20 protein-coding genes and 1 pseudogene are annotated in these 23,262 nt (G+C 60.2%); 14 read left to right on the top strand and 7 right to left on the bottom strand.

The features are described from left to right. Nucleotides 1-38: 38 nt before the first annotated feature. A complete protein-coding gene (gene serA / locus ACZ9BB_RS25545) occupies nt 39-1,268 on the bottom strand; it encodes a phosphoglycerate dehydrogenase (RefSeq protein WP_476217294.1) in 1,230 nt (409 codons plus the stop codon). Nucleotides 1,269-1,472: 204 nt separating this feature from the next. Here serA and ACZ9BB_RS25550 point away from each other — a divergent pair, with 204 nt between their 5' ends. From ACZ9BB_RS25550 to ACZ9BB_RS25565, 4 genes are all read left to right on the top strand, one after another. After that, a complete protein-coding gene (locus ACZ9BB_RS25550; protein WP_476217296.1) occupies nt 1,473-2,867 on the top strand; it encodes an FAD-binding oxidoreductase in 1,395 nt (464 codons plus the stop codon). 17 nt (nt 2,868-2,884) lie between these two features. After that, a complete protein-coding gene (locus tag ACZ9BB_RS25555; protein WP_476217298.1) occupies nt 2,885-3,550 on the top strand; it encodes a fumarylacetoacetate hydrolase family protein in 666 nt (221 codons plus the stop codon). Nucleotides 3,551-3,805: 255 nt separating this feature from the next. Next, nucleotides 3,806-4,735 (top strand): SdiA-regulated domain-containing protein, encoded by a 930-nt coding sequence (locus ACZ9BB_RS25560; RefSeq protein ID WP_476217300.1) that lies wholly within the window; start codon nt 3,806-3,808, stop codon nt 4,733-4,735. A gap of 130 nt (nt 4,736-4,865) precedes the next feature. Next, complete coding sequence (locus ACZ9BB_RS25565; RefSeq protein WP_476217302.1) at nt 4,866-5,783, top strand: SdiA-regulated domain-containing protein; 918 nt, start codon at nt 4,866-4,868, stop codon at nt 5,781-5,783. A 145-nt stretch (nt 5,784-5,928) separates the two neighbouring features. Here ACZ9BB_RS25565 and rpiA read toward each other — a convergent pair whose 3' ends face one another. Beyond that, nucleotides 5,929-6,603 (bottom strand): ribose-5-phosphate isomerase RpiA, encoded by a 675-nt coding sequence (rpiA, locus tag ACZ9BB_RS25570; protein ID WP_476217304.1) that lies wholly within the window; start codon nt 6,601-6,603, stop codon nt 5,929-5,931. Between the two features lie 327 nt (nt 6,604-6,930). On the opposite strand from rpiA, the gene ilvA reads away from it, so the two are divergent. Further along, the gene (ilvA, locus tag ACZ9BB_RS25575; RefSeq protein ID WP_476217306.1) at nt 6,931-8,445 is read left to right on the top strand and encodes a threonine ammonia-lyase, biosynthetic; all 1,515 of its coding nucleotides are present in this window, start codon (nt 6,931-6,933) and stop codon (nt 8,443-8,445) included. A 39-nt stretch (nt 8,446-8,484) separates the two neighbouring features. Continuing rightward, nucleotides 8,485-8,913, top strand: a complete 429-nt coding sequence (locus ACZ9BB_RS25580; protein WP_476217308.1) for a DUF2269 domain-containing protein — start codon at nt 8,485-8,487, stop codon at nt 8,911-8,913. A 118-nt stretch (nt 8,914-9,031) separates the two neighbouring features. Here ACZ9BB_RS25580 and ACZ9BB_RS25585 read toward each other — a convergent pair whose 3' ends face one another. Beyond that, nucleotides 9,032-9,688, bottom strand: coding sequence for a histidinol-phosphatase (locus tag ACZ9BB_RS25585; RefSeq protein WP_476217310.1), 657 nt, complete (start codon nt 9,686-9,688; stop codon nt 9,032-9,034). Between the two features lie 143 nt (nt 9,689-9,831). On the opposite strand from ACZ9BB_RS25585, the gene ACZ9BB_RS25590 reads away from it, so the two are divergent. Together ACZ9BB_RS25590 and ptsP are read left to right on the top strand one after the other, a co-directional pair. After that, entirely contained in the window at nt 9,832-10,311 is a 480-nt protein-coding gene (locus ACZ9BB_RS25590; protein ID WP_007897732.1) for an RNA pyrophosphohydrolase, read from the top strand. Between the two features lie 22 nt (nt 10,312-10,333). Continuing rightward, the gene (gene ptsP / locus ACZ9BB_RS25595) at nt 10,334-12,613 is read left to right on the top strand and encodes a phosphoenolpyruvate--protein phosphotransferase (RefSeq protein ID WP_476217313.1); all 2,280 of its coding nucleotides are present in this window, start codon (nt 10,334-10,336) and stop codon (nt 12,611-12,613) included. 162 nt (nt 12,614-12,775) lie between these two features. Here the strand turns inward: ptsP and ACZ9BB_RS25600 are convergent, their stop codons facing one another. Then, nucleotides 12,776-13,522 carry an NRDE family protein gene (locus ACZ9BB_RS25600; RefSeq protein WP_476217315.1) on the bottom strand — a complete coding sequence of 249 codons (747 nt, stop codon included), beginning with the start codon at nt 13,520-13,522 and terminating at the stop codon, nt 12,776-12,778. A 134-nt stretch (nt 13,523-13,656) separates the two neighbouring features. On the opposite strand from ACZ9BB_RS25600, the gene ACZ9BB_RS25605 reads away from it, so the two are divergent. The 4 genes from ACZ9BB_RS25605 (at nt 13,657) to ACZ9BB_RS25620 (ending at nt 17,355) form a co-directional block, all read left to right on the top strand. Next, on the top strand, nt 13,657-14,439 hold the full coding sequence (locus ACZ9BB_RS25605) for a sulfite exporter TauE/SafE family protein (RefSeq protein WP_476217317.1): 783 nt from the start codon (nt 13,657-13,659) through the stop codon (nt 14,437-14,439). 83 nt (nt 14,440-14,522) lie between these two features. Then, nucleotides 14,523-15,335: a prolipoprotein diacylglyceryl transferase gene (gene lgt, locus ACZ9BB_RS25610; RefSeq protein ID WP_476217319.1), complete on the top strand. Its 813-nt coding sequence runs from the start codon at nt 14,523-14,525 to the stop codon at nt 15,333-15,335. A gap of 64 nt (nt 15,336-15,399) precedes the next feature. Further along, nucleotides 15,400-16,371 (top strand): thymidylate synthase, encoded by a 972-nt coding sequence (locus ACZ9BB_RS25615; RefSeq protein ID WP_476217321.1) that lies wholly within the window; start codon nt 15,400-15,402, stop codon nt 16,369-16,371. Nucleotides 16,372-16,518: 147 nt separating this feature from the next. Then, the gene (locus ACZ9BB_RS25620; protein ID WP_476217323.1) at nt 16,519-17,355 is read left to right on the top strand and encodes a hypothetical protein; all 837 of its coding nucleotides are present in this window, start codon (nt 16,519-16,521) and stop codon (nt 17,353-17,355) included. A 21-nt stretch (nt 17,356-17,376) separates the two neighbouring features. Here the strand turns inward: ACZ9BB_RS25620 and cadR are convergent, their stop codons facing one another. Next, nucleotides 17,377-17,826: a Cd(II)/Pb(II)-responsive transcriptional regulator gene (gene cadR / locus ACZ9BB_RS25625; RefSeq protein ID WP_007897786.1), complete on the bottom strand. Its 450-nt coding sequence runs from the start codon at nt 17,824-17,826 to the stop codon at nt 17,377-17,379. Nucleotides 17,827-17,910: 84 nt separating this feature from the next. Between cadR and ACZ9BB_RS25630 the strand changes: the two genes are divergently transcribed. Further along, entirely contained in the window at nt 17,911-20,232 is a 2,322-nt protein-coding gene (locus ACZ9BB_RS25630) for a heavy metal translocating P-type ATPase (RefSeq protein ID WP_476217325.1), read from the top strand. A 16-nt stretch (nt 20,233-20,248) separates the two neighbouring features. Further along, nucleotides 20,249-20,446 (top strand): annotated as a pseudogene (locus ACZ9BB_RS25635) (LysR family transcriptional regulator); the annotation flags it as partial. A 54-nt stretch (nt 20,447-20,500) separates the two neighbouring features. Here the strand turns inward: ACZ9BB_RS25635 and ACZ9BB_RS25640 are convergent. Both ACZ9BB_RS25640 and ACZ9BB_RS25645 read right to left on the bottom strand, forming a co-directional pair. Next, nucleotides 20,501-21,877 (bottom strand): GTPase/DUF3482 domain-containing protein, encoded by a 1,377-nt coding sequence (locus ACZ9BB_RS25640; protein WP_476217327.1) that lies wholly within the window; start codon nt 21,875-21,877, stop codon nt 20,501-20,503. Then, nucleotides 21,870-23,249: a DUF2868 domain-containing protein gene (locus ACZ9BB_RS25645; RefSeq protein WP_476217329.1), complete on the bottom strand. Its 1,380-nt coding sequence runs from the start codon at nt 23,247-23,249 to the stop codon at nt 21,870-21,872. The genes ACZ9BB_RS25640 and ACZ9BB_RS25645 overlap by 8 nt, the downstream gene beginning before the upstream one ends. Between the last annotated feature and the right edge of the window lie 13 nt (nt 23,250-23,262).

Below are 23,262 nucleotides of genomic sequence, written 5' to 3' on the forward strand. Positions count from 1 at the left end.
AGACCAGAGGTCTCCCTTTTTTGTCGCTCAAGTAGCGATCAGAACAACACGCGGCTACGGATGGTGCCGTTGACGTGCTGCAGCTTCTCTTGCGCCAGTTCCGAGTATTCGGCGTCTACGTCGATCACTACGTAGCCGACTTTCTCGTTGGTCTGCAGGAACTGACCGGAAATGTTGATGCCGTTTTCGGCGAAGACCTTGTTGATCTCGCTCATCACACCCGGGATGTTCTCGTGGATGTGCAGCAGGCGGTGTTTGCCAGGGTGAGCCGGCAGTGCCACTTCCGGGAAGTTCACGGACGACACCGAAGTACCATTGTCGCTGTACTTGACCAGTTTTTCCGCCACTTCCAGACCGATGTTGGCTTGCGCTTCAGCGGTGGAGCCACCGATGTGCGGGGTCAGGATCACGTTGTCCAGGCCACGCAGCGGGCTTTCGAACTCTTCTTCGTTGGAGCGCGGCTCCACCGGGAAAACGTCGATGGCCGCGCCGATCAGGTGCTTGTCCTTGATGGCGGCAGCCAGGTGGTCCAGCTCGACCACGGTGCCGCGCGCGGCGTTGATCAGAATGCCGCCCTTCTTGATGGCGCGGATTTCCTTCTCGCCGATCATCCATTGGGTGGCAGCGGTTTCCGGAACGTGCAGGGTCACGATGTCGGACATGGCCAGCAACTCGTGCAAGTTGCCGACCTGGGTGGCGTTACCCAGTGGCAGCTTGGTCACGGTGTCGTAGAAGTACACCTGCATGCCCAAGCCTTCGGCCAGGACCGACAATTGCGTGCCGATCGAGCCGTAACCGACGATACCCAGCTTCTTGCCGCGGATTTCGAAGGAGTTGGCGGCGCTTTTGATCCAGCCGCCACGGTGGCAGGAAGCGTTCTTCTCAGGGATACCGCGCAGCAACAGGATTGCTTCGGCCAGCACCAGCTCGGCAACGGAGCGGGTGTTGGAGTACGGCGCGTTGAACACCGCGATACCGCGTTCGCGAGCCGCGTCCAGGTCGACCTGGTTGGTGCCGATGCAGAAACAGCCGACAGCGACCAGTTTCTTCGCGTGATCGAAAATCTCTTCGGTCAGTTGAGTGCGGGAGCGAATGCCGATGAAGTGAGCATCAGCGATCTTTTCCTTGAGCTGGGCTTCCGGCAGAGAACCTGTGAGGTACTCGATGCTGGTATAGCCCGCCGCCTTGAGGACGTCGACAGCCGATTGGTGGACGCCTTCGAGAAGAAGGAACTTGATCTTGCTCTTATCGAGAGAAGTCTTGCTCATCTGCGTAAACCTGTATCCCGGAGAAAATTGGCAGGAAATGGTCAACAGACGCTGACCCGAGCGGCAGGAAAGCCGTCGCCGCAGGGCAGCCGTTGGGCACTATCCTGCGGGGTCGATATGCTAGCATATGCGCCCCGCTAAACACTCATTCCTGCGACGTGAAGCGTCTTCAGGATGACCATGAATTGTTCGAGAGTTCTGTCGATGACCAATCCTGCCCTGATTGAAGAGCTGAAGACCCTGGTTGAGCCTGGCAAGGTGCTGACCGACGCCGACTCCCTGAATGCTTATGGTAAGGATTGGACCAAGCATTTCGCCCCGGCCCCGACGGCCATTGTGTTCCCCAAAACTATCGAGCAGGTCCAGGCCATCGTCCGTTGGGCCAATGCGCACAAGGTGGCGCTGGTGCCGTCCGGCGGTCGTACCGGACTTTCTGCTGCGGCGGTGGCGGCCAATGGCGAAGTGGTTGTGTCTTTCGACTACATGAACCAGATCCTCGACGTGAACCTGACTGACCGCACGGCCGTGTGCCAGCCGGGCGTGGTCACCGAGCAATTGCAGAACAAGGCCGAAGAGCACGGTCTGTACTACCCGGTGGACTTCGCGTCGGCAGGTTCCAGCCAGATTGGCGGCAATATCGGCACCAATGCCGGCGGGATCAAGGTGATTCGCTACGGCATGACCCGCAACTGGGTGGCCGGCATGAAAGTCGTCACGGGCAAAGGTGATTTGCTGGAGCTGAACAAAGATCTGATCAAGAACGCCACTGGCTACGACCTGCGTCAGCTGTTCATCGGCGCCGAAGGCACGCTGGGCTTTGTGGTCGAAGCCACCATGCGCCTGGACCGCGCGCCGAAAAACCTCACCGCGATGGTCCTCGGTACCGCCGATTTCGACTCGATCATGCCGGTGCTGCACGCGTTCCAGAGCAAACTTGACCTGACAGCCTTCGAGTTCTTCTCCGATAAAGCCTTGGCCAAAGTCATGGCACGCGGCGATGTGCCGGCACCGTTCGAATCCGATTGCCCGTTCTATGCGCTGCTGGAATTCGAAGCGACTACTGAAGAAGTGGCCAACCAGGCCCTGGAAACCTTTGAGTACTGCGTCGAGCAGGGCTGGGTGCTGGACGGCGTGATGAGCCAGAGCGAAACCCAGTTGCAGAACCTCTGGAAACTGCGCGAATACATCTCCGAAACCATCTCCCACTGGACGCCGTACAAAAACGACATTTCGGTCACTGTGTCGAAAGTCCCGGCATTCCTGAAGGAAATCGACGCGATCGTCGGCGAACACTACCCGGATTTCGAAATCGTCTGGTTCGGTCACATCGGCGACGGCAACCTGCACCTGAACATCCTCAAGCCGGATAACCTGAGCAAGGACGAGTTCTTTGCCAAGTGCGCGACGGTCAACAAGTGGGTGTTCGAAACCGTCGAGAAGTACAACGGTTCGATTTCCGCCGAACACGGCGTGGGCATGACCAAGCGTGATTACTTGACCTATAGTCGTTCCCCGGTTGAGATCGAGTACATGAAAGCGGTCAAAGCGGTGTTCGACCCGAACGGCATCATGAACCCGGGCAAGATTTTCGCTGTTTGAATCAAAGGAGTCGGTCAATGAGCTATCAGCACCAGTATGTCGACGGTACGCGTATTCATTTCCCGCTGGGGAAAGTGGTGTGCATCGGCCGCAACTACGCCGAACACGCCAAGGAACTGGACAACCCGGTGCCTACCGAACCCCTGCTGTTCATCAAGCCGGGCAGTTGCGTGGTGCCGCTGGAAGGTGGTTTCAGCATTCCAGCCGAGCGTGGCTCGGTGCATTACGAAGCGGAAATCGCGGTGCTGATCGGCAAGCCATTGTCGACCAAGCCGAGCCGTGAAGAAGTGCTGGATGCCATCTCCGGCTTCGCTCCGGCGCTGGACCTGACCTTGCGCGACAAGCAGGCCGAGCTGAAGGCCAAGGGCCTGCCGTGGGAAATCGCCAAGTCGTTCGATGGCGCGGCGGTGATTGCGCCGTTCGTGGCGGGCAGCACGTTTGCCGACCTGACCGACATCGGCATCCGTCTGACCATCAATGGCGAAGTCCGCCAGGATGGCAACAGCAGCGCGATGCTCAACCCGATCGTGCCGATGATCCAGTACATGGCCGGCTGCTTCTCGTTGCAGGCCGGTGACGTGATTCTCACCGGGACGCCGGTGGGCGTTGGTCCGCTGAATGTCGGTGACGAACTGGTACTCGAATTGCCGGGCGTCAGCCGCTTCACCAGCAGCGTTCTCTAGCACAAACACCGCAAAAAACCTGTGGGAGCGAGCCTGCTCGCGATAGCGGTCTGCCATTCAACATCAATGTTGGATGTGTGGGCCTCATCGCGAGCAGGCTCGCTCCCACATTGGTTTTCGTGATCGCCCACGCAGGGCAATCCCGCCATTTCCCGTTTTTTTCACATTTTGTCTGGATAATTCCGGGCTTCTGGCGTCTGAGCCAGTCCCAATGTGCTATTACCCATAGCCTGAATTTCTGGAACGCATCCCCGAATGGCCATCGAATCGCTGCCCAAGCTGAAAACTGCCCGCCGCTCGCGTTTTGTCATGCGTTGGTATTCCTGGCTTTTACTGGTGGCGGTCGCTGCTTATGGCCTTGCGTTTGCGATGCATTGGGATGATCGCGGTGTGCTCTGGGTGAAGGAGGGCTTCGAAAGCCCAGCCAAACGAGAAGAGAGTATCTGGCTGCCGGATTATCGGGCGGTCATCGACGCCAAGCTGCTGCCGGGCATGGAGAAAGACGAAGCCTCGGACGTGTCGTACGACCCGCAGACCAAAACCCTGTTTGCCGTGATGGGCAAGAACCCGTTTCTGGTCGAGCTGACCTTGCAGGGTGATGTGTTGCGCAAAATGCCGCTGGTGGGCTGGAGCAACCCGGAAGGGGTGACGGTCATGGGCAATGGTTTGCTGGCAATTACCGATGAGCGTGAACACCTGCTGTCCATCGTCAAGGTCGATGCCGATACTCGCGAGCTGAACATCGCCAATTTCCCGAAATACGATCTCGGCCCCTCGAAAGACCAGAATAAAGCCTTTGAAGCCGTCGTCTGGGATGCGCACAACCAGCAACTGCTGCTGGGGGAAGAACGTCCGCCGGCGCTGTTCAGCTGGAAAAGCGACGGCAGCCAAATCCTCAAGGGCGACAAGCAGAAACTGTCCAGCGACGAACTGGATATCCGCAACCTGTCGGCCCTGGCCATTGACCCGCGTACCGGTCACACCCTGGTGCTGTCCGCCGATTCTCACCTGTTGCTGGAGTTGGACGAAAAGGGCGAGCAAGTCAGTTTCATGACCTTGCTTGGTGGTTTCAATGGTCTGAAGAAAACCATTCCCCGTGCCGAAGGCGTGACCATGGATGAAGCCGGTACGCTGTACATAGTGAGCGAACCGAACCTGTTCTACCGCTTCGAAAAACAGAAATAACCCCGCCATGAGGGTGGCGCGCGGTCGCTCGTTGGGGTAAACCTGCGGGGCCGCGGCCACTGGCCATTAAGCTTGAATTCAGACAGTCGTGGTATTTCATTCGCCCGTCCTGTTCTTCCGAGCTGCCTGAATGCGCCGACTTGCCCGTGCCAAATTCCTGATGCTGATCCTGTCGGTCATTGCGCTGATCGTGCTGGTTGCCGTCGGCCAGTACCTGCGCCTGTTCGAGCGCACCTGGTTCAATGTGCAGACGCTATGGCAGCCGATGAATGCCCAGTCGATTGGCCTGGATCAGTATCAGGTAGCGGTCGAGGCGCGAGTCATTGACGGTCTGGACGACGATGTTTCGGCGCTGACCTTCGACCCCGTACGCAAAAGCCTGTTTACCGTCACCAACAAAAATGCCGAACTGATCGAGCTTTCCCTGGAAGGCAAAATCCTGCGGCGTGTGGCGCTGATTGGGTTTGGCGATCCGGAGGCGGTGGAATTCATCAGCGCCGACACTTACGTGATCACTGATGAGCGCGAGCAACGGCTGATCAAGATTCATCTGCAGAAGGACACGACGTTCCTCGATGCGGCGGACGCCGAACAGATGACCCTCGGCGTGCACATGAGTGGCAACAAGGGGTTCGAAGGGTTGGCCTATGACTCGGTGGGCAAGCGCTTGTTCGTCGCGAAGGAGCGCGACCCGATGTTGATCTACGAAGTACAGGGTTTTCCGCACTACAACCCGGAGAAATCCTACGCGGTACACGTGGTGAATAACCCCAAGCGCGATGCAGGGATGTTCGTGCGAGACCTGTCGAGCCTGCAGTACGACGAGCGCAGCGGTCATTTGCTGGCGCTGTCCGATGAGTCGCGACTGATTCTGGAGCTGGATGTCGACGGGCGACCGCTGACCACCCTGTCACTAAGCAAGGGCCGTCAGGGATTGCAGAAGGCTGTGCCGCAAGCGGAAGGCATCGCCATGGACGAAGACGGTACCCTGTACCTCGTCAGCGAGCCAAATCTGTTCTACGTCTTCAAAAAACCGGCACAACCCTAACCAACACCCCAAAACACTGTGGGAGCGGGCTTGCCCGCGATGGCGGCCTTTCAGTCAACATCAATGTTGAATGTTACGGCCTCATCGCGGGCAAGCCCGCTCCCACAGGTATTTCATTTGCCCGCAGATGTGTGGGCGATCTCGCTTACTCGGCGCGCAGGGTTTTCACGCCTTCACTCGTGCCTAGCAGCAGCAAATCAGCCGGGCGAGCCGCGAACAGACCGTTGGTGACCACGCCGACGATGGCATTGATCTGTGTTTCCAGCTCCACCGGGTTGGTGATCTGCATGTTGAACACGTCGAGGATGATATTGCCGTTGTCGGTCAACACCCCTTCACGGTAAACCGGGTCACCGCCAAGCTTCACCAGTTCGCGGGCCACGTGGCTGCGGGCCATCGGGATCACTTCCACCGGCAGCGGGAACGCGCCGAGGACCGGCACCAGTTTGCTGGCGTCGGCGATGCAGATGAAGGTCTTGGCCACGGCTGCCACGATCTTCTCGCGGGTCAGGGCCGCACCACCGCCCTTGATCAGGTTCAGGTGCGCGTCGCTTTCGTCGGCGCCGTCGACGTAGAACTCCAGATCGCTGACAGTATTGAGTTCATATACCGGAATGCCGTGGCCCTTGAGGCGGGCGGCGGTGGCTTCGGAGCTGGCAACGGCACCGTCGAACGCGCCTTTGTGTTGGGCCAGGGCGTCGATGAAGCAGTTGGCGGTGGAACCGGTGCCGACCCCGACGATGCTCTTGTCATCGAGTTTCGGAAGGATGTAGTCGACGGCGGCCTGAGCCACTGCCTGTTTGAGTTGATCCTGGGTCATGCGGGCTCCGAGGTGCCGAAGAGGGGGAACGAAAGGCCGGCATTATAGGCTTCGGGGTTGGGAAGGTCATTGCCCGATTGGCGGGCGGCGCACATTGGCTTTTGTGGCGAGGGGGCTTGCCCCCGTTGGAGTGCGAAGCACTCCTCTGCATAATTCCAGCCGCATCGGATTCATAGGTTTTACGACTGCTTCGCAGCCGAACGGGGGCAAGCCCCCTCGCCACAGGTATCGCGTCTTACCTTAAAACCACCTGTTTAGTGTGGTCGCCCGCCCGAAAGCCGGGTTAGACTCCTTGACCCTGCCCAACCCGCTCAGTGATGCTTTCCGATGCTCGAACAGTACGTCAAAAAGATCCTCACCTCGCGCGTTTATGACGTTGCCGTAGAAACCCCATTGCAGACTGCCCGCCAGCTCTCCGAGCGGCTGGGCAACGATATCTGGCTCAAGCGTGAAGACTTGCAGCCAGTGTTCTCGTTCAAGATTCGCGGCGCCTACAACAAGCTGACGCAGCTGAGCGATGAAGAGCGCGCCCGTGGCGTGGTCACTGCTTCGGCGGGCAACCATGCGCAAGGCCTGGCCCTGGCAGCCAAAGTGCTGGGCGTGAAGGCGACCATCGTGATGCCCAAGACCACCCCTGAGATCAAGGTCGAAGGCGTGCGTTCGCGCGGCGGCAAAGTGGTACTGCACGGAGATTCGTTCCCGGAAGCCCTGGCCTACTCGCTGAAACTGGTCGACGAAAAAGGTTACGTCTACATTCACCCCTACGACGATCCCCACACCATTGCCGGGCAGGGCACGGTGGCCATGGAAATTCTGCGCCAGCACCCCGGGCGCCTGGACGCGATCTTCGTTCCGGTGGGCGGTGGCGGATTGATCGCCGGGATTGCGGCGTACGTGAAGTACCTGCGGCCTGAAATCAAAATCATCGGCGTCGAGCCGGACGACTCCAACTGCCTGCAAGCCGCCATGGCCGCTGGTGAACGCGTGATCCTGCCTACCGTGGGCCTCTTCGCCGACGGCGTCGCTGTGGCGCAGATTGGTCAGCACACTTTCGATATCTGCAAAGACTACGTAGACGAAGTCATCACCGTCAGCACTGATGAGATCTGTGCGGCAATCAAGGATATCTACGACGATACCCGCTCGATCACCGAACCTGCCGGCGCCTTGGGTGTGGCCGGGATCAAGAAGTACATCGAGCAAAGTGGTGTCACCGGCCAAACGTTCGTGGCCATCGATTCCGGTGCCAACGTCAACTTCGACCGCCTGCGTCACGTCGCCGAGCGCGCCGAACTGGGTGAGGGCCGCGAAGCCATCATCGCTGTGACCATCCCCGAGAAACCGGGCAGCTTCAAGGCATTCTGCGAAGCCATCGGCAAGCGCCAGATCACCGAATTCAACTACCGCTATAACACCGGTAGCGAAGCGCACATTTTTGTCGGCGTGCAGACGCATCCGGAAAGCGACCCGCGCAGTGCGCTGCTCGCCAGCCTCACCGAGCAGGGCTTCCCGGTACTCGACCTGACCGATAACGAACTGGCCAAGCTGCACATCCGCCACATGGTCGGCGGGCGCGCCGCTCATGTGGTCGATGAAGTGGTGCTGCGTTTCGAGTTCCCGGAGCGTCCGGGTGCGCTATTCAACTTCCTCAACAAGCTCGGCGGGCGCTGGAACATATCGATGTTCCACTACCGCAACCACGGCGCGGCAGATGGCCGTGTGGTCGCGGGCCTGCAAGTGCCCCACGACGAGCGTCATCTGGTACCGGCGGCGCTGGAAGAAATCGGTTATCCATACTGGGACGAAAGCGACAACCCGGCCTATCAGCTGTTTCTTGGCTGAGCGGCTACGCTGATGGGCAAACCATAAGGAAACCGGACAATGGAAACGTTAACCGCCCTCAAAATCGCCCATACCATGGCGACGGTGCTGCTGTTGATCAGCGCGCTGGGGCTGGCGATCTGGGTCTGGCGCACACGCCGTAACGGTGACGCGACGGCTCATGCGCGTACCTTGCAACGGCCACAGGTGTTCATCTGGCTACTGATGGGCCTGGCGCTGCTGAGCATGCCGTTCACCGGTTGGTGGATGGTGCATCTGGTGGGCTGGCCATTGGGGCAGACCTGGTTGCTGGCTTCCAGTGTGCTCTACACCTTGGCGGCGCTGGGCTGGTTCTGGCTGGTGGTACGGCTCAATCGGCTGCGCACTCTGCCTGCGGGGGGCAATGGGAAGTTTACGTTTGCGTTGGCGTTGTTCAGCTTTGTCTGCTTTATCGCCATTGCGGGGTTGATGGGGGCCAAGCCGGTATAGCGCGGAATCTGTAGCAGCTGCCGAGGTACGAGGCTGCGATGGGCTGCGAAGCGGCCCCAAAGGGCGGTCCTGCGGACCGCAACGCAGCCTCGTACCTCGGCAGCTGCTACAGGCTTAATCAATCGCGCAGACTGATCACGGGCCAGCCACGTTTCTCGGCCTCGGCCCGCAAGTTAGGGTCCGGATCGACCGCGATCGGATTCGCCACCTGCTCCAGCAACGCTAAGTCATTCATCGAATCGCTGTAGAAATAGCTGTCTTGCAGGTTGTGGCCGGTCTCTTCCAGCCAACGATTCAAGCGGGTCACCTTACCTTCACGAAAGCACGGGACATCGGTGCTGCGGCCGCTGTAACGGCCGTCGATCATTTCGCATTCGGTGGCGATCAGGGTGTCGACGCCCAGACGCTGGGCAATCGGCCCGGTAACGAAGCGGTTGGTGGCGGTGATGATCACCAGCTTGTCGCCGGCCTCGCGGTGCTGGGCCAACAGTTCGAGGCCCTTGGGCAGCACGATCGGTTCGATGCAGTCGCGCATGTAGTCCATGTGCCATTGATCCAGCGTGGCCATCTCGGTGCGACCGAGGACTTCCAGGCAGAAGTTCAGGTACGCGTCGTTATCCAGCTTGCCGGCCAGGTAGTCCTGATAGAACTCGTCGTTGCGTGCCTTGTAGGCGACGGCGTCGAGGAAACCGCGTTCGCACAGATAATCGCCCCAGGCGTGGTCACTGTCGCCGCCCAGAAGCGTGTTGTCCAAGTCGAATAAAGCCAGCCGCATTGCAGTTACTCGCTGAAAAGTCTGTAGAAAGGTGTCCAGAATACGGACTTTTCACAAGAGTGCACATAAGGTAGGTCGGCTCGTTGCTGCTTTCACAACCTTTGTGGAACAATGCGGCGACATGCGTTTGCGAGGTTGTTGCCGTGATCGACCCCGATGGTTTCCGCCCCAATGTCGGGATCATTCTGACGAATGATGCCGGCCAGGTGCTATGGGCTCGCCGTATCAATCAAGATGCCTGGCAGTTTCCACAGGGCGGGATCAATCCCCAGGAGACGCCGGAAGACGCCTTGTACCGCGAGTTGAACGAAGAAGTGGGCCTGGAGCGCGAAGATGTTGAAATTCTCGCCTGCACCCGGGGCTGGTTGCGTTATCGTTTGCCGCAACGTCTGGTCAGGACGCACAGCCAACCGCTGTGTATCGGCCAGAAGCAGAAATGGTTTCTCCTGCGCCTGATCTCCAACGAGCAGCGGGTGCGGATGGATTTGACCGGTAAACCGGAATTCGATGGCTGGCGCTGGGTCAGCTATTGGTATCCGTTGGGCCAGGTGGTGACATTCAAGCGCGAGGTGTATCGACGCGCTCTCAAAGAGCTTGCCCCGCGCCTTTTAGCGCGCGACTGACGACGGAGTTCGACCCCGAGCCATGCTCAATACGCTGCGCAAGATCGTCCAGGAAGTTAACTCCGCCAAGGATCTCAAGGCGGCGTTGGGGATTATTGTGTTGCGCGTCAAAGAGGCCATGGGCAGCCAGGTCTGCTCGGTCTACTTGCTTGATCCAGAGACCAATCGCTTCGTGCTGATGGCCACCGAGGGCTTGAACAAGCGCTCGATCGGCAAAGTCAGCATGGCACCCAACGAAGGTCTGGTCGGCCTGGTCGGCACGCGTGAAGAACCCCTGAACCTCGAAAACGCCGCGGATCACCCGCGCTACCGTTACTTCGCCGAGACCGGTGAAGAACGCTACGCCTCGTTCCTTGGGGCGCCGATCATTCACCACCGTCGTGTTGTCGGCGTGTTGGTCATTCAGCAAAAAGAACGCCGCCAGTTCGATGAAGGTGAAGAAGCTTTCCTCGTGACTATGAGCGCGCAGCTCGCCGGCGTTATCGCCCACGCCGAGGCCACCGGTTCGATCCGCGGCCTGGGCCGTCAGGGCAAAGGTATCCAGGAAGCAAAGTTCATCGGCGTACCGGGTTCGCCGGGCGCGGCGGTCGGGACTGCGGTCGTCATGCTGCCACCGGCCGATCTGGATGTGGTGCCGGACAAGACCATTACCGACATTGATGCGGAGCTTGCGCTGTTCAAGACCGCCATCGAAGGCGTGCGCGCCGACATGCGTGCCTTGTCCGCCAAGCTGGCGACTCAGCTGCGGCCCGAAGAGCGCGCGCTGTTCGACGTCTACCTGATGATGCTTGACGATGCCTCGCTGGGAAGCGAAATCACCACGGTGATCAAGACCGGCCAGTGGGCCCAGGGCGCGTTGCGCCAGGTGGTCACGGAACACGTCAACCGTTTCGAATTGATGGACGACGCCTACCTGCGTGAGCGCGCCTCGGACGTCAAGGACCTCGGTCGCCGCTTGCTCGCCTACTTGCAGGAAGAGCGGCAGCAGACGCTGGTCTACCCCGACAACACCATTCTGGTCAGCGAAGAACTGACGCCGGCGATGCTCGGCGAGGTGCCGGAAGGCAAGCTGGTGGGGTTGGTGTCGGTACTCGGTTCCGGTAACTCCCACGTGGCGATCCTGGCGCGGGCCATGGGCATTCCGACGGTGATGGGCCTGGTCGACCTGCCATATTCCAAGGTCGACGGCATCCAGATGATCGTCGACGGCTATCACGGCGAGGTCTACACCAACCCCAGTGACGTGCTGCGCAAGCAGTTCGCCGACGTGGTCGAGGAAGAAAAGCAACTGGCCCTCGGGCTGGATGCATTGCGCGACCTGCCGTGCGTAACGGTCGATGGTCACCGCATGCCGCTGTGGGTCAACACCGGTCTGCTGGCGGACGTGGCGCGGGCGCAAAAACGCGGTGCCGAGGGCGTGGGGCTGTACCGCACCGAAGTGCCGTTCATGATCAACCAGCGCTTCCCGAGCGAAAAGGAGCAGTTGGCGATCTATCGCGAGCAACTCGCCGCGTTCCATCCGCAACCGGTGACCATGCGCAGCCTGGACATCGGCGGCGACAAAGCGTTGTCGTACTTCCCGATCAAGGAAGACAACCCGTTCCTCGGCTGGCGCGGCATTCGTGTGACCCTCGACCATCCGGAAATCTTCCTGGTGCAGACCCGGGCCATGCTCAAGGCCAGCGAAGGCCTGAATAACCTGCGGATTCTGCTGCCGATGATTTCCGGCATCCATGAACTGGAAGAAGCCTTGCACCTGATCCACCGGGCCTGGGGCGAAGTCCGCGACGAAGGCACCGATGTGCCGATGCCGCCGGTTGGCGTGATGATCGAGATTCCGGCAGCGGTGTATCAGACCAAGGAACTGGCGCGGCAAGTGGACTTCCTGTCCGTCGGCTCCAACGACCTGACCCAGTACCTGCTGGCCGTGGACCGTAACAACCCGCGGGTGGCCGACCTCTACGACTACCTGCACCCGGCGGTGCTGCAAGCCTTGCAGAACGTAGTGCGCGACGCCCATGCCGAAGGCAAGCCGGTGAGTATCTGCGGCGAAATGGCCGGTGACCCGGCAGCGGCGGTGTTGTTGATGGCGATGGGCTTCGACAGCCTGTCGATGAACGCCACCAACTTGCCGAAAGTGAAGTGGATGCTGCGTCAGATCAACCTGAGCAAGGCCAAGGAATTGCTGGCGGAACTGATGACCATCGACAATCCGCAAGTTATCCACAGCTCGCTGCAACTGGCGCTGAAGAACCTTGGATTGGCGCGGATGATCAATCCGGCTTCGGTCAAGACCCTCTAAAACGCTGAGGGCCCTTGTGGCGAGGGAGCTTGCTCCCGTCCGGCTGCGAAGCAGTCGTAAACCGGCTAATGCGATCTTTCTGAAAGAACGCATCGGCCGGATCGGGAGCGCTTCGCACTCCAGCGGGAGCAAGCTCCCTCGCCACAATTAATCGCTCGACCTTCAAATCCTGATCTCTACCTCCCCCAGATGCCCCCCATACGGCCCGAAACTCCGTTCGACCATATGCCGCACCCCATCCGCCTGAACGATCAACGCCGTGCTCGCTCGTGTTCCGTAAGTCGGGCTCTTGATAAACACACTCGACAACAGCGTCTCGGTGGTCTGTCCTACGCCGGTGTCCGGCAGCTCGGCAAGCGGCGCGGTCTGTGGATCGCTCAGCAAGGCCAATAGCGCCTGCGGCTGTGGATCGTTCAGCACCTCGCTTAATGCGGCCTTGGCCTTGAGCACTTTTGGCCACGGCGTATCCAGCCCTGCGTTGGATAATCCGTAAACGCCAGGCTTGAGCATGACTGCCTCCGTTTCCCGGGCATTGAAGTGCCACAACTCGTTGGCATTGCCAATCAGCAGGTTAAACCCGGCATATTCAGGCGAACGTCGGACAACGTCATTTAAATAGTCGTCAATCGGCATGTCGCCGCTGAGAAACTGCGCCACCAGTTCACCTCGCGACCTGGCGGCCGGTGGCTGAAGCGGATCGCGGATGTTGGTCAGCGCGGCGAAGCGCCCATTGGCGCCGACGCCGAGCCACGTACCACCGGCCTCAAGGTCGCGCCCGGCGTACACGTGGGGGGAATGCGGCCATTGCGCCAGGGGCAGGCTGGGCCGGGCATAGAATTCGTCGCGGTTGGCCGCCACGATCAGTGGCTGGGCGTGGCTCGGCCGCCAGGCAAAAACAATCAGGCACATAAGGTGGTCCTTGTGTGTTTTTTGCTCACTCTACGCAGACATCGCTCATCGATCCATCGCCATCCACAGTGGAGCCCGAGGCCATCCATCCGTTACCATGCCGCTCCTGTTTTGGGATGCTTGGGGATGCGGCCATGGAATTTCTGCTCTATCTGGCGCTGGGCGCCTGTGCGGGCGTGCTGGCCGGGCTATTCGGGGTAGGCGGCGGGATCATCATTGTCCCGGTGCTGGTGTTCAGTTTCACCTTGCAGGGATTTGATGCGTCGATCCTGACGCATCTGGCAGTCGGCACCTCCCTGGCGACGATCATCTTTACGTCGGTCAATGCGGTTCGCGAGCACCATCGCCGCGGCGCCGTGCGTTGGCCGATTTTTGCCTGGATGACCCTTGGCATTCTGATCGGTGCCGGTTTCGGCGCGCTGACTGCCGAAGCGATTTCCGGGCCGAATTTACAGAAGATCATTGGCGTATTCGCGTTGATCATCGCCGTTCAACTCGCTTTGGACTTCAAACCCAAGGCCAGCCGAACGGTGCCCGGTAAAGTCGGTCTGACCGTGGCCGGCAGTGTGATTGGCTGGGCTTCGGCGATTTTCGGGATTGGCGGCGGCTCGTTGACCGTGCCGTTCCTGACCTGGCGCAGCGTGCCGATGCAACAAGCGGTGGCCACATCGTCGGCCTGTGGCCTGCCCATCGCTTTGGCAAGTGCATTAAGTTTCATGATTCTGGGGTGGCACGATCCATTGTTGCCGGCCCATAGTCTCGGTTTTGTTTATTTGCCGGCGCTGCTGGGGATCGCCCTGACCAGCATGGTTTTCGCCCGTCTCGGTGCGCGATTGGCCCACAAGCTGTCGGCGCGCTTGCTGAAAAGACTGTTTGCCGCTTTGCTGTTTTGCGTCGGCCTGAGCTTCTTGCTCTGACGCGTAGCGCAATCCTGGCTTAATCCTGGCGTGACAGCGTCGCCCGGGAATTTTAAAGGTTTCAACTCTAACGAGGAGTCGCAATGCTGCCTTACCCGCAGATCGACCCGGTGGCCCTGGCCATCGGTCCGCTGAAAATCCACTGGTACGGCCTGATGTACCTGGTCGGCATCGGCGGCGCGTGGCTGCTGGCGTCCCGTCGGCTGAACCGCTTCGACCCGACCTGGACCAAGGAGAAACTCTCCGACATGGTGTTCTGGATGTCGATGGGCGTCATCGTCGGCGGTCGCTTGGGTTATGTGCTGTTCTACGATCTGCATGCCTACCTGGCCAACCCGACGCTGATTTTCGAAGTGTGGAAGGGCGGCATGTCATTCCACGGCGGGTTTATCGGTGTGATGCTGGCGGCGTTGTGGTTCGGTAGAAAGAATGGCAAGTCGTTCTTCCAGCTGATGGACTTCGTCGCACCGATGGTGCCAATCGGCCTGGGTGCCGGGCGCATCGGTAACTTCATCAACGCCGAGTTGTGGGGCAAGCCGACCGACGTGCCGTGGGCGATGATCTTCCCGCCGTTCAGCGATCCGGCGCAGTTGCCGCGTCACCCGTCGCAGCTGTACCAGTTCGCACTAGAAGGCGTGGCGCTGTTCGCCATCCTCTGGCTGTTCTCGCGCAAGCCGCGGCCGACCATGGCGGTGTCCGGGATGTTCGCGCTGTTCTATGGCATCTTCCGCTTCATCGTCGAATTCGTTCGCGTGCCGGATGCGCAACTGGGTTATCTGGCCTGGAACTGGCTGACCATGGGTCAGGTGCTGTGCGTACCGATGATCGTCGGCGGTCTGTTCCTGATCTGGCTGGCCTATCGACGCGCCCCGGCGGCCCCCGCAGCTGCTGTGTAAGAAGCAGGCGCTAAAAATTCGAACCCCGGGGCGACAGCTCCGGGTTCAAGGACACAGGTAACTCATGAAGCAATATCTCGAACTGGTCGCCCACGTCATCCAGAACGGCACCAAGCAGGCCAACCGCACCGGCGTCAACACCATCAGCTTTCCGGGTGCGATGCTGCGCTTCGATTTGCAGGAAGGTTTCCCGGCAATCACCACTCGCAAGATGGCCTTCAAATCCGCCATCGGCGAGATGTGCGGTTTTCTACGCGGGGTGAACAACGCCGCCGAATTCCGGGCGCTGGGCTGCAAGGTCTGGGACCAGAACGCCAACGAAAACGCCCAATGGCTGGCCAACCCGTTCCGTCAGGGTGAAGACGACCTCGGCGAGATCTACGGTGTGCAATGGCGCAAATGGCCGGCGTACAAGCAGATTCCGGTCAGCAACCAGGCCGCGATCGAGCAAACCTTGAGCCAGGGTTATCGGCAGATCGCCGAAGGCGAAGAAGACGGCCAGGCCTACGTGGTGCTGTACAAGGCGATCGACCAGATCCGCCAGTGCATCGACACCATCATCAAGGATCCGGGCAGCCGTCGCATCCTGTTCCACGGCTGGAACGTTGCGCAGCTTGATGAGATGGCTCTGCCGCCGTGCCACTTGCTGTACCAGTTCCACCCGAATGTCGAGACCAAGGAAATCTCCCTGACCCTCTACATCCGCTCCAACGACCTGGGTCTGGGCACGCCGTTTAACCTCACCGAAGGCGCCGCGTTGTTGAGCCTGATCGGTCGCCTGACCGGTTACACGCCACGCTGGTTCACCTATTTCATCGGCGACGCCCACGTCTACGAAAACCACCTGGACATGCTCAACGAACAGCTCAAGCGCGAGCCGTTCCCGATGCCAAAACTGGTGATTTCCAACCGCGTGCCGGAGTTTGCCAAGACCGGTATTTATCAGCCGGAGTGGCTGGAGCAGATCGAGCCGAGTGATTTCTCGCTCGAAGGTTACGAGCACCACGCGCCGATGACCGCGCCGATGGCGGTTTGATAGTTTTGATCGGCGATCTTTTTATTAGGAAAAGGTCTGTTGAACTGTCATTTATGACAGTAGGCGAATAAACGAGAGGGTGTTTGACTGATCCCAAGGCCATCAGGCCGGGTCAGCAACACCCTCTTCTTGTTCAGGAGCCTCTTCATGACGATCAACGTGCCTCATGCGCCTGCCGGCTTTTCGGAGAAACATTCAAGCCTTGCGCCGAAGCGCTTGCGCGCCGAATTGGCCAGTTCACCGCTCATTGGCTGTGAAAGCCGCTCGGGGCTCTTTCATTTCATTCCGAGCCTCGCTCCATGGGGATGTGTGGTACCCATGGAAATACTCACAGGGACGCCCATCTTCGTTGATTCGTTGCGAGTGGTGGTGTATCCGAACGAGTTGGAGTTTCAGCTATACGATCAGGTTCGAGTGCAATGGCAGGCATTGGACGGGACCGGCGAGAGCTTCCAGTCATTACCCCAATGGGTACTGAATTTCACCGCGCTGCATTTTGTTGTTCCAGATGAGGAAGCCCGGAAGTTTGAAGGAAAGAGGTGTGAAGTCATTTTTGTGATCGTGAGAGAGGAAAACCCTCTACCTTCTCGCTCTTTGTTCATGACGTTGGCCCCGGCACTGATTCAAACCGACCGGGTGTCTATTGAAGGGGTCTTGGAAGATGTACTGGAGATCGATCAACATCCCGACGGCGTTATCCTGACCATCCCCCGGATTGAAAACCTGCAAACAAACAACGCCATCGAAATGTTCTGGAAAAGTGGCCCGAATGGCGGGGCAGGCGGAGCCTGGAGAGACTATCAGCGTAAATTGGCCGTTAGCCCCGACTCACCCCTGGAGTTCCGGATTGAGCCTTCTGTCTATCAAGGCCATCGCGGTGAGCTCGTTCATCTATTTTGCAGCCTTTTTCTGGGGTCCGGGATGGTGCCCGGCATCAGCTATGGCATGGGAAACAACGGAATCCTCGAGTTCAAATTGGTGTAATCGGCTTGAATGGTGATGGATTCAATGCCCATGACTCCTACCGACATGAGAATGCTCAACCTCCGTCGCCACAACCCCACCGCTCACTTCCAGCCGCTGCAAAATCCCGCACTGATCGATATCCGGCCCTTCGCTGCAGCGTTGGCGCAGGTCGAGCAATTGTGTCTGCAAGGCCAGTAAGCCGTCGATCCGCGCTTTTACATGGTGGATGTGTTCGTCGATCAGCGCGTTGACGTTTTCGCATTGGTCCTGCGGGCTGTCGCGCAGGGCCAGCAGGCTGCGGATTTCCTCCAGGGTCATGTCGAGGGTTCGGCAGTTGCGGATGAAGGTCAGGCGCTCAGCGTGAGCCTGGGTGTAGACGCGGTAATTACCGTCGCTGCGGGCCGGTTCCGGCAGCAGGTTTTCGCGCTCGTAGTAGCGGATGGTTTCCACGGCGCAGTCGGTGAGTTTCGCCAGTTCTCCTATTTTCATCGCGTCAATCTCCAAAAGGGTGCTTGACCCTATAGTGGCTACAGGGTCTTTACTTGGCAACAGGCACCTTCATGGACGCGACCAATGAGCGATTCTCTTCACACCCACAAACCCGAGGCTGATCACGATCACGATCACGATCACGATCACGATCACGATCACGATCACGATCACGATCACGATCACGATCACAGCCACAAGCTGCAGCCTGTGCCCAAGCATGATCATGGCAGTCACGGCGATTCCTGCTGTTCCTCCAAAGTTGCGGCGCCATCGCTGATCAAGTTGAGCGAGACACCGACCACCGGCGCGCGGCTGAGCAGCTTCCGCATCGAAGCCATGGACTGCCCGACCGAGCAGACGCTGATCCAGAACAAACTCGGAAAGCTTTCGGGTGTGCAGCAACTGGAATTCAACCTGATCAATCGGGTATTGGGCGTGACCCACGACCTGCCAGGCACCGCACCGATCATCGATGCGATCAAGTCGCTCGGCATGCACGCCGAGCCGCTGGAGCCGGGCGTCGAAGCGCCAGCCCCGGCGCCTGAGAAAAAGCCCTGGTGGCCATTGGCGTTGTCCGGCGTTGGCGCGCTGGCAGCCGAAGTTATCCACTTCACCAACGCGGCGCCGAACTGGATGGTGGCGGTTATTGCGCTGATCTCAATCCTCAGTGGCGGCCTGGGTACCTATAAAAAGGGCTGGATCGCCCTGAAAAACCTCAACCTGAACATCAACGCGCTGATGAGCATCGCGGTGACCGGTGCGGTCCTGATCGGTCAATGGCCGGAAGCGGCGATGGTGATGTTCCTGTTCACCGTGGCCGAGCTGATCGAAGCCAGGTCTTTGGACCGGGCGCGCAATGCCATCGGCGGGCTGATGCAGATGACCCCGGAACAAGCCACGGTGCTGCGGGCCGACGGCAGTTGGGTCGCACAACCGGTGAAAAACATCGAGCTGGGCGCACGGGTGCGGGTGCGTCCCGGCGAGCGGATCGGTCTGGACGGCGAAGTGCTGTCCGGCAGCTCGACCATCGACCAGGCGCCGATTACCGGAGAAAGCCTGCCGGTCGAGAAGACTATCGGCGACAAGGTGTTCGCCGGCACCATCAACCAGTCCGGTTCGCTGGAATATGTTGTGACTGCCGTGGCGAACAATTCGACCCTGGCGCGGATCATTCACGCGGTCGAACAGGCCCAAGGGGCGCGAGCGCCAACCCAGCGTTTTGTCGACAGTTTCTCGAAAATCTATACACCGGCCGTGTTTATCCTGGCCTTGGCCGTGGCGGTGATTCCGCCGTTGTTCATGGATGCGCTGTGGTTCGACTGGATCTACCGGGCGCTGGTGTTGCTGGTGGTTGCCTGCCCATGCGCCTTGGTGATTTCCACCCCGGTGACCATCGTCAGCGGCCTCGCGGCGGCGGCGCGCAAAGGGATTCTGGTCAAGGGCGGCGTCTATCTGGAGCACGGCCACAAACTCGATTACCTGGCCCTCGACAAGACCGGCACCCTCACTCACGGCAAACCGGTGCAGACCGACTATTTGTCCCTCGACCCAATCGCGGATGAAATAGCCCCGGCCATTGCGGCGGCACTGGCCGGTCGTTCGGATCACCCGGTGTCGCTGGCCATCGCCAATGCGGCTGTGGATAAACATCCGGAACCGCTGATTGTGGATAACTTCGAAGCCCTGGCGGGTCGTGGAGTGCGCGGTGAGATCAACGGTGAGCTCTACCACTTGGGCAATCACCGCCTGGTGGAAGAGTTGGGCCTGTGTTCGCCAGCGCTGGAAGAGCAGCTGTTTGCTCTGGAGAAACAGGGCAAATCCGTGGTGCTGTTGCTCGATAAGTCGGGCCCCTTGGCGCTGTTCGCCGTGGCAGACACCGTGAAGGCGTCCAGTCGCGAGGCGATCCAGCAATTGCATGAGCTGGGTATCAAAACCCTGATGCTGACCGGCGACAACGTTCACACCGCTCAGGCCATCGCCGCCCACGTGGGCATTGATCAGGCGCAGGGCGATCTGTTGCCGACCGATAAGCTGCAAGCCATCGAAACGCTGTATGCCCAGGGCCATCGGGTGGGGATGGTCGGCGACGGCATCAACGATGCTCCGGCACTGGCGCGGGCCGAGATCGGTTTCGCCATGGCGGCGGCCGGTACCGATACCGCCATCGAAACTGCCGATGTCGCGCTGATGGACGACGATCTGCGCAAGATTCCGGCCTTTATTCGCCTGTCGCGGCAGACCTCAAGCATCCTGAAACAGAACATCGCCCTCGCTTTGGTCATCAAGGCGATCTTTCTTGGGGTAACCTTCGCCGGGATCGCCACCATGTGGATGGCGGTGTTCGCTGACATGGGCGTAAGCCTGTTGGTGGTGTTCAACGGTTTGCGCCTGCTGCGCAAATAAACGATGAGGGAAGGGTGTGCTGAGTGCCGGGCTGAAGGCGTTTTACATGGTTGCCCGGCTGGGCAGCATCACCCTGGCGGCGAAAAAGCTCGGTCTGAGCCAACCGACGGTGACGACCCATATTCGGCATCTGGAAAGCCAGTATTCGGTTGAACTGTTCTACCGTGGCGGCCGCCGCCTCAGCGTCAGCGACGAAAGCGCGCGGTTGTTGCCGAGGAGCGGGCAAGCCCGCGATGGGGCCAGAGCTGACACCGCAGATTGCGGGTCTTTAAAGCTGTTGCGCCAACACCTCAACCTGCTCCTGACGCTCCGCCTGACTCAACTTCGAATTCGGATTAAGCGACGACCACTGCGGATGCGCCCGCGCCTTGTTCAGCGCTTCAGGCAGTTTGCCTTCGCGCCAGGTTTTGTCTTGCGGTGTGGCGACCTGAATGCTGTCCATCGCCGCATGCCCGCGCTGGTTCAGGGCTTGTAGCAATTGCCGCTGACGCAAGGCCAACAGCCGCAGCACGCTGTCGTCGACGGTCAGTTCTCGCTGCCCCTTTATCTTGCCCAGCAAACGGCTGCCGTAACTGCGGGCGGTTTGCAGTGCGCCGCCGGCAATCGCGCCGGCCAATGCCGCCGCGCCGAGGGTCAGGCCACCCACCAGCAAGTCAACCCCGGCCCCGGCCGCCGCGCCCGCCGCGATACCACCGCCGACCCGCACACCGAGCTGCTTCAGGGTTTCCGGGTTGAACAGATCATCGCCCCAGCGACCATCGAGCAGCGGCAGGTCACTGGCCGCCGCATCCTGTGGGCGGAAAGCGTAGAGCTTGAGCAGGGCCTCGACGCAGCGTTGTTCGCGCTGACGCACTGCTTTGCGCAGTTCGCTGATTGCGTGCTGTTCCTGCTCTGCCTCGCTGACCACGCTGCGGCGGCAGGCGGCACAATCGATCAATAAATCGGCAATCAGCCGCGCTGCACTCTGCTGACGGGCCAGGCGTTGGGCCTGCTGATCGGCGATCAAGCGCTCCAGTTGTTCGCGGGAGTTTTCCAGCAGCAGCGCGAGGCTTTCATACAGTCGACGTTCGCCATCCTCCGGCGGTGCAACGCTGTCGAAACGCACCAAGGCATGCAAGCCCAGACGCGCCAGGGCTTCACGCCAATCCGGTTCGCGATGCTGGGCGCTGCTGACAAAATTCAGCACCGGCAGCAGTGGCTTGCCGCAACTGGCCAGTACCTCCAGTTCGTCGCGGTACTTGGCCAGCACTGGTTCCCGGGCGTCGATCACATAGAGGCCGGCGTCCGAGGCGAGCAGTTGCCGCAGCACCTTGGCTTCCTGCTCGAAACGCTGCCGGGCTTCGCTGCCCTCAAGGAATCGCGCCAGTCGTGCCGGGCCGTCGAGGCGTTCGCCGGGTCGTTCCAGACGCTCGAGGTAGTCGAGCAGGGCGATGGCATCTTCCAGGCCCGGCGTGTCGAACAGATCGAGCAACGGCTCGCCCTCTACCGACAAGCGCGCGCCTTCGACGTGGCGCGTGGTGCTGGGGCGATGAGACACTTCGCCGAAGCCGACGTCGCGCGTCAGCGTTCGCAGCAACGAGGTCTTGCCAACATTGGTGTGGCCGACCACGGCGAGTTTCAAAGGCTGTTTCCAGGTATCAGTCATGACCCGTCTCCAGCCAGTTCAACGGCGCGCAATCGGCGAATGGCAGGTCCAGTTGTTGGAGCGCAACATGCCAGTCGCCCAGGCGTTCGGCATCCAGCGCTTCGCCGGGCGGCGCTTGCAGCAGCCACACGCGGGTGGCGGTGGCGCTACGGGCCAGTTCGGCAATCAGTGCCAGGCTGCCACGGTCTGGCGAACGCCGTGGATCGCAGGCGATGGCCAGCCGGGCCGGGGGAAAGCGACTCAGTTGTTCGAGCAGCTTGTGCCGGGATTCGCGGCTGTCGAGGACGCCTGCGTTGTTGACGCTTTTCGGCAGCTGCGGCGGCCAGGGGCGTTGATCGTCCAGCTCGATGGCCACCAGCAGCGCGCCATCGCTTTGCAGATCGCTGGCGGTGTTTTCAATCTGATGCAGTTGCGCAGGCGCGGCGTCGCTGATGCCCAGGCGTTCGCTGGTGGGCATCAACCGTTCGCGCAGTTGGGCGTAGCCGGGCAGGTTCAGATCCAGATGCAAGGTCGCTTGACCGGTTTTCCAGCGCCACAGGCAGAACAGTGCAAGCAGTAAACGCGGCAAAAGACCGTAGACCAGCAGCACCCCAACCAGCCAGGCCGCCCAGGCCTGGCGGGCGCTTTCGATGTTCAGCGCAGCATCGCCGCTGGCGCGGATCATTTCCACGCTGGGCACACTGAAACCGAGCAAGGCCGGCACGGCACCGAGGGCTTGGGTGATGGCGACGAAGGTGTCGCCGCCAAGAATGGTGGTTTCCCAGACGAAGCCATAGCGCCGGGTCGCCATCAGCGTTAGCACCATCACCAAGGCACTGAGCATCACCAGTAACCACAAGCCGTTGACCAGCACGCCAAGCGCCCAGCGATTGAGTTTCTGCCGTTGCAGCAACAGCAGCAAGGCCGGCGCCAGTTGTGCGGCGCTGGCATCGCGGGCGAGTTTTTCACTGAGCCACAGCCACAAGCGTCCGAGGGTGGCGCCCTGTTCACCGGCGAATACCAGGCCCAAGGCCCAACTCAGCAATAGGATCAGATTCAGCCCGAGCAGACTGCCCAAAGCCCAGAACACATTGACCGGAATCTGACCGTCGCCTAGCGCAGCAAACGCCAGGCCGGCGCCGCTGATCACGGCCAGTACGGCCAGTACGATCAGCGCCAGTCGCGCGCCTTGCAACCAGTGTTTCAGGGCACTGGTCTGTCCATCGCGCTCGGCCAGCCACCGGGCGCGGCATTGAATGCGCGTCGGCAGGTCACCGCCAGCGCTACGGGCGACTCGGTTGGCTTCCAGATCATCCAGGGGCCCGGCGTGTTCTTCACGCAGGCGTATGGTTTCGCTCAGCCAGAGGTTTTGCAGGGGCGTCAGTTCAGTCACGCGGCATCCCGTC

The organism is Pseudomonas sp. TE3552, from assembly GCF_056278945.1.

Excerpts from the sequence above, each read along its gene's own strand:
- lgt (WP_476217319.1), top strand. The coding sequence starts at position 14,523 with ATGCTGCCTTACCCGCAGATCGACCCGGTGGCCCTGGCCATCGGTCCG.
- ACZ9BB_RS25555 (WP_476217298.1), top strand. The coding sequence starts at position 2,885 with ATGAGCTATCAGCACCAGTATGTCGACGGTACGCGTATTCATTTCCCG.
- ACZ9BB_RS25620 (WP_476217323.1), top strand. The coding sequence starts at position 16,519 with ATGACGATCAACGTGCCTCATGCGCCTGCCGGCTTTTCGGAGAAACAT.
- serA (WP_476217294.1), bottom strand. The coding sequence starts at position 1,268 with ATGAGCAAGACTTCTCTCGATAAGAGCAAGATCAAGTTCCTTCTTCTC.
- ACZ9BB_RS25580 (WP_476217308.1), top strand. The coding sequence starts at position 8,485 with ATGGAAACGTTAACCGCCCTCAAAATCGCCCATACCATGGCGACGGTG.
- ACZ9BB_RS25565 (WP_476217302.1), top strand. The coding sequence starts at position 4,866 with ATGCGCCGACTTGCCCGTGCCAAATTCCTGATGCTGATCCTGTCGGTC.
- ACZ9BB_RS25605 (WP_476217317.1), top strand. The coding sequence starts at position 13,657 with ATGGAATTTCTGCTCTATCTGGCGCTGGGCGCCTGTGCGGGCGTGCTG.
- rpiA (WP_476217304.1), bottom strand. The coding sequence starts at position 6,603 with ATGACCCAGGATCAACTCAAACAGGCAGTGGCTCAGGCCGCCGTCGAC.
- ACZ9BB_RS25615 (WP_476217321.1), top strand. The coding sequence starts at position 15,400 with ATGAAGCAATATCTCGAACTGGTCGCCCACGTCATCCAGAACGGCACC.
- ptsP (WP_476217313.1), top strand. The coding sequence starts at position 10,334 with ATGCTCAATACGCTGCGCAAGATCGTCCAGGAAGTTAACTCCGCCAAG.
- cadR (WP_007897786.1), bottom strand. The coding sequence starts at position 17,826 with ATGAAAATAGGAGAACTGGCGAAACTCACCGACTGCGCCGTGGAAACC.
- ACZ9BB_RS25585 (WP_476217310.1), bottom strand. The coding sequence starts at position 9,688 with ATGCGGCTGGCTTTATTCGACTTGGACAACACGCTTCTGGGCGGCGAC.
- ilvA (WP_476217306.1), top strand. The coding sequence starts at position 6,931 with ATGCTCGAACAGTACGTCAAAAAGATCCTCACCTCGCGCGTTTATGAC.
- ACZ9BB_RS25560 (WP_476217300.1), top strand. The coding sequence starts at position 3,806 with ATGGCCATCGAATCGCTGCCCAAGCTGAAAACTGCCCGCCGCTCGCGT.
- ACZ9BB_RS25640 (WP_476217327.1), bottom strand. The coding sequence starts at position 21,877 with ATGACTGATACCTGGAAACAGCCTTTGAAACTCGCCGTGGTCGGCCAC.
- ACZ9BB_RS25630 (WP_476217325.1), top strand. The coding sequence starts at position 17,911 with ATGAGCGATTCTCTTCACACCCACAAACCCGAGGCTGATCACGATCAC.
- ACZ9BB_RS25600 (WP_476217315.1), bottom strand. The coding sequence starts at position 13,522 with ATGTGCCTGATTGTTTTTGCCTGGCGGCCGAGCCACGCCCAGCCACTG.
- ACZ9BB_RS25550 (WP_476217296.1), top strand. The coding sequence starts at position 1,473 with ATGACCAATCCTGCCCTGATTGAAGAGCTGAAGACCCTGGTTGAGCCT.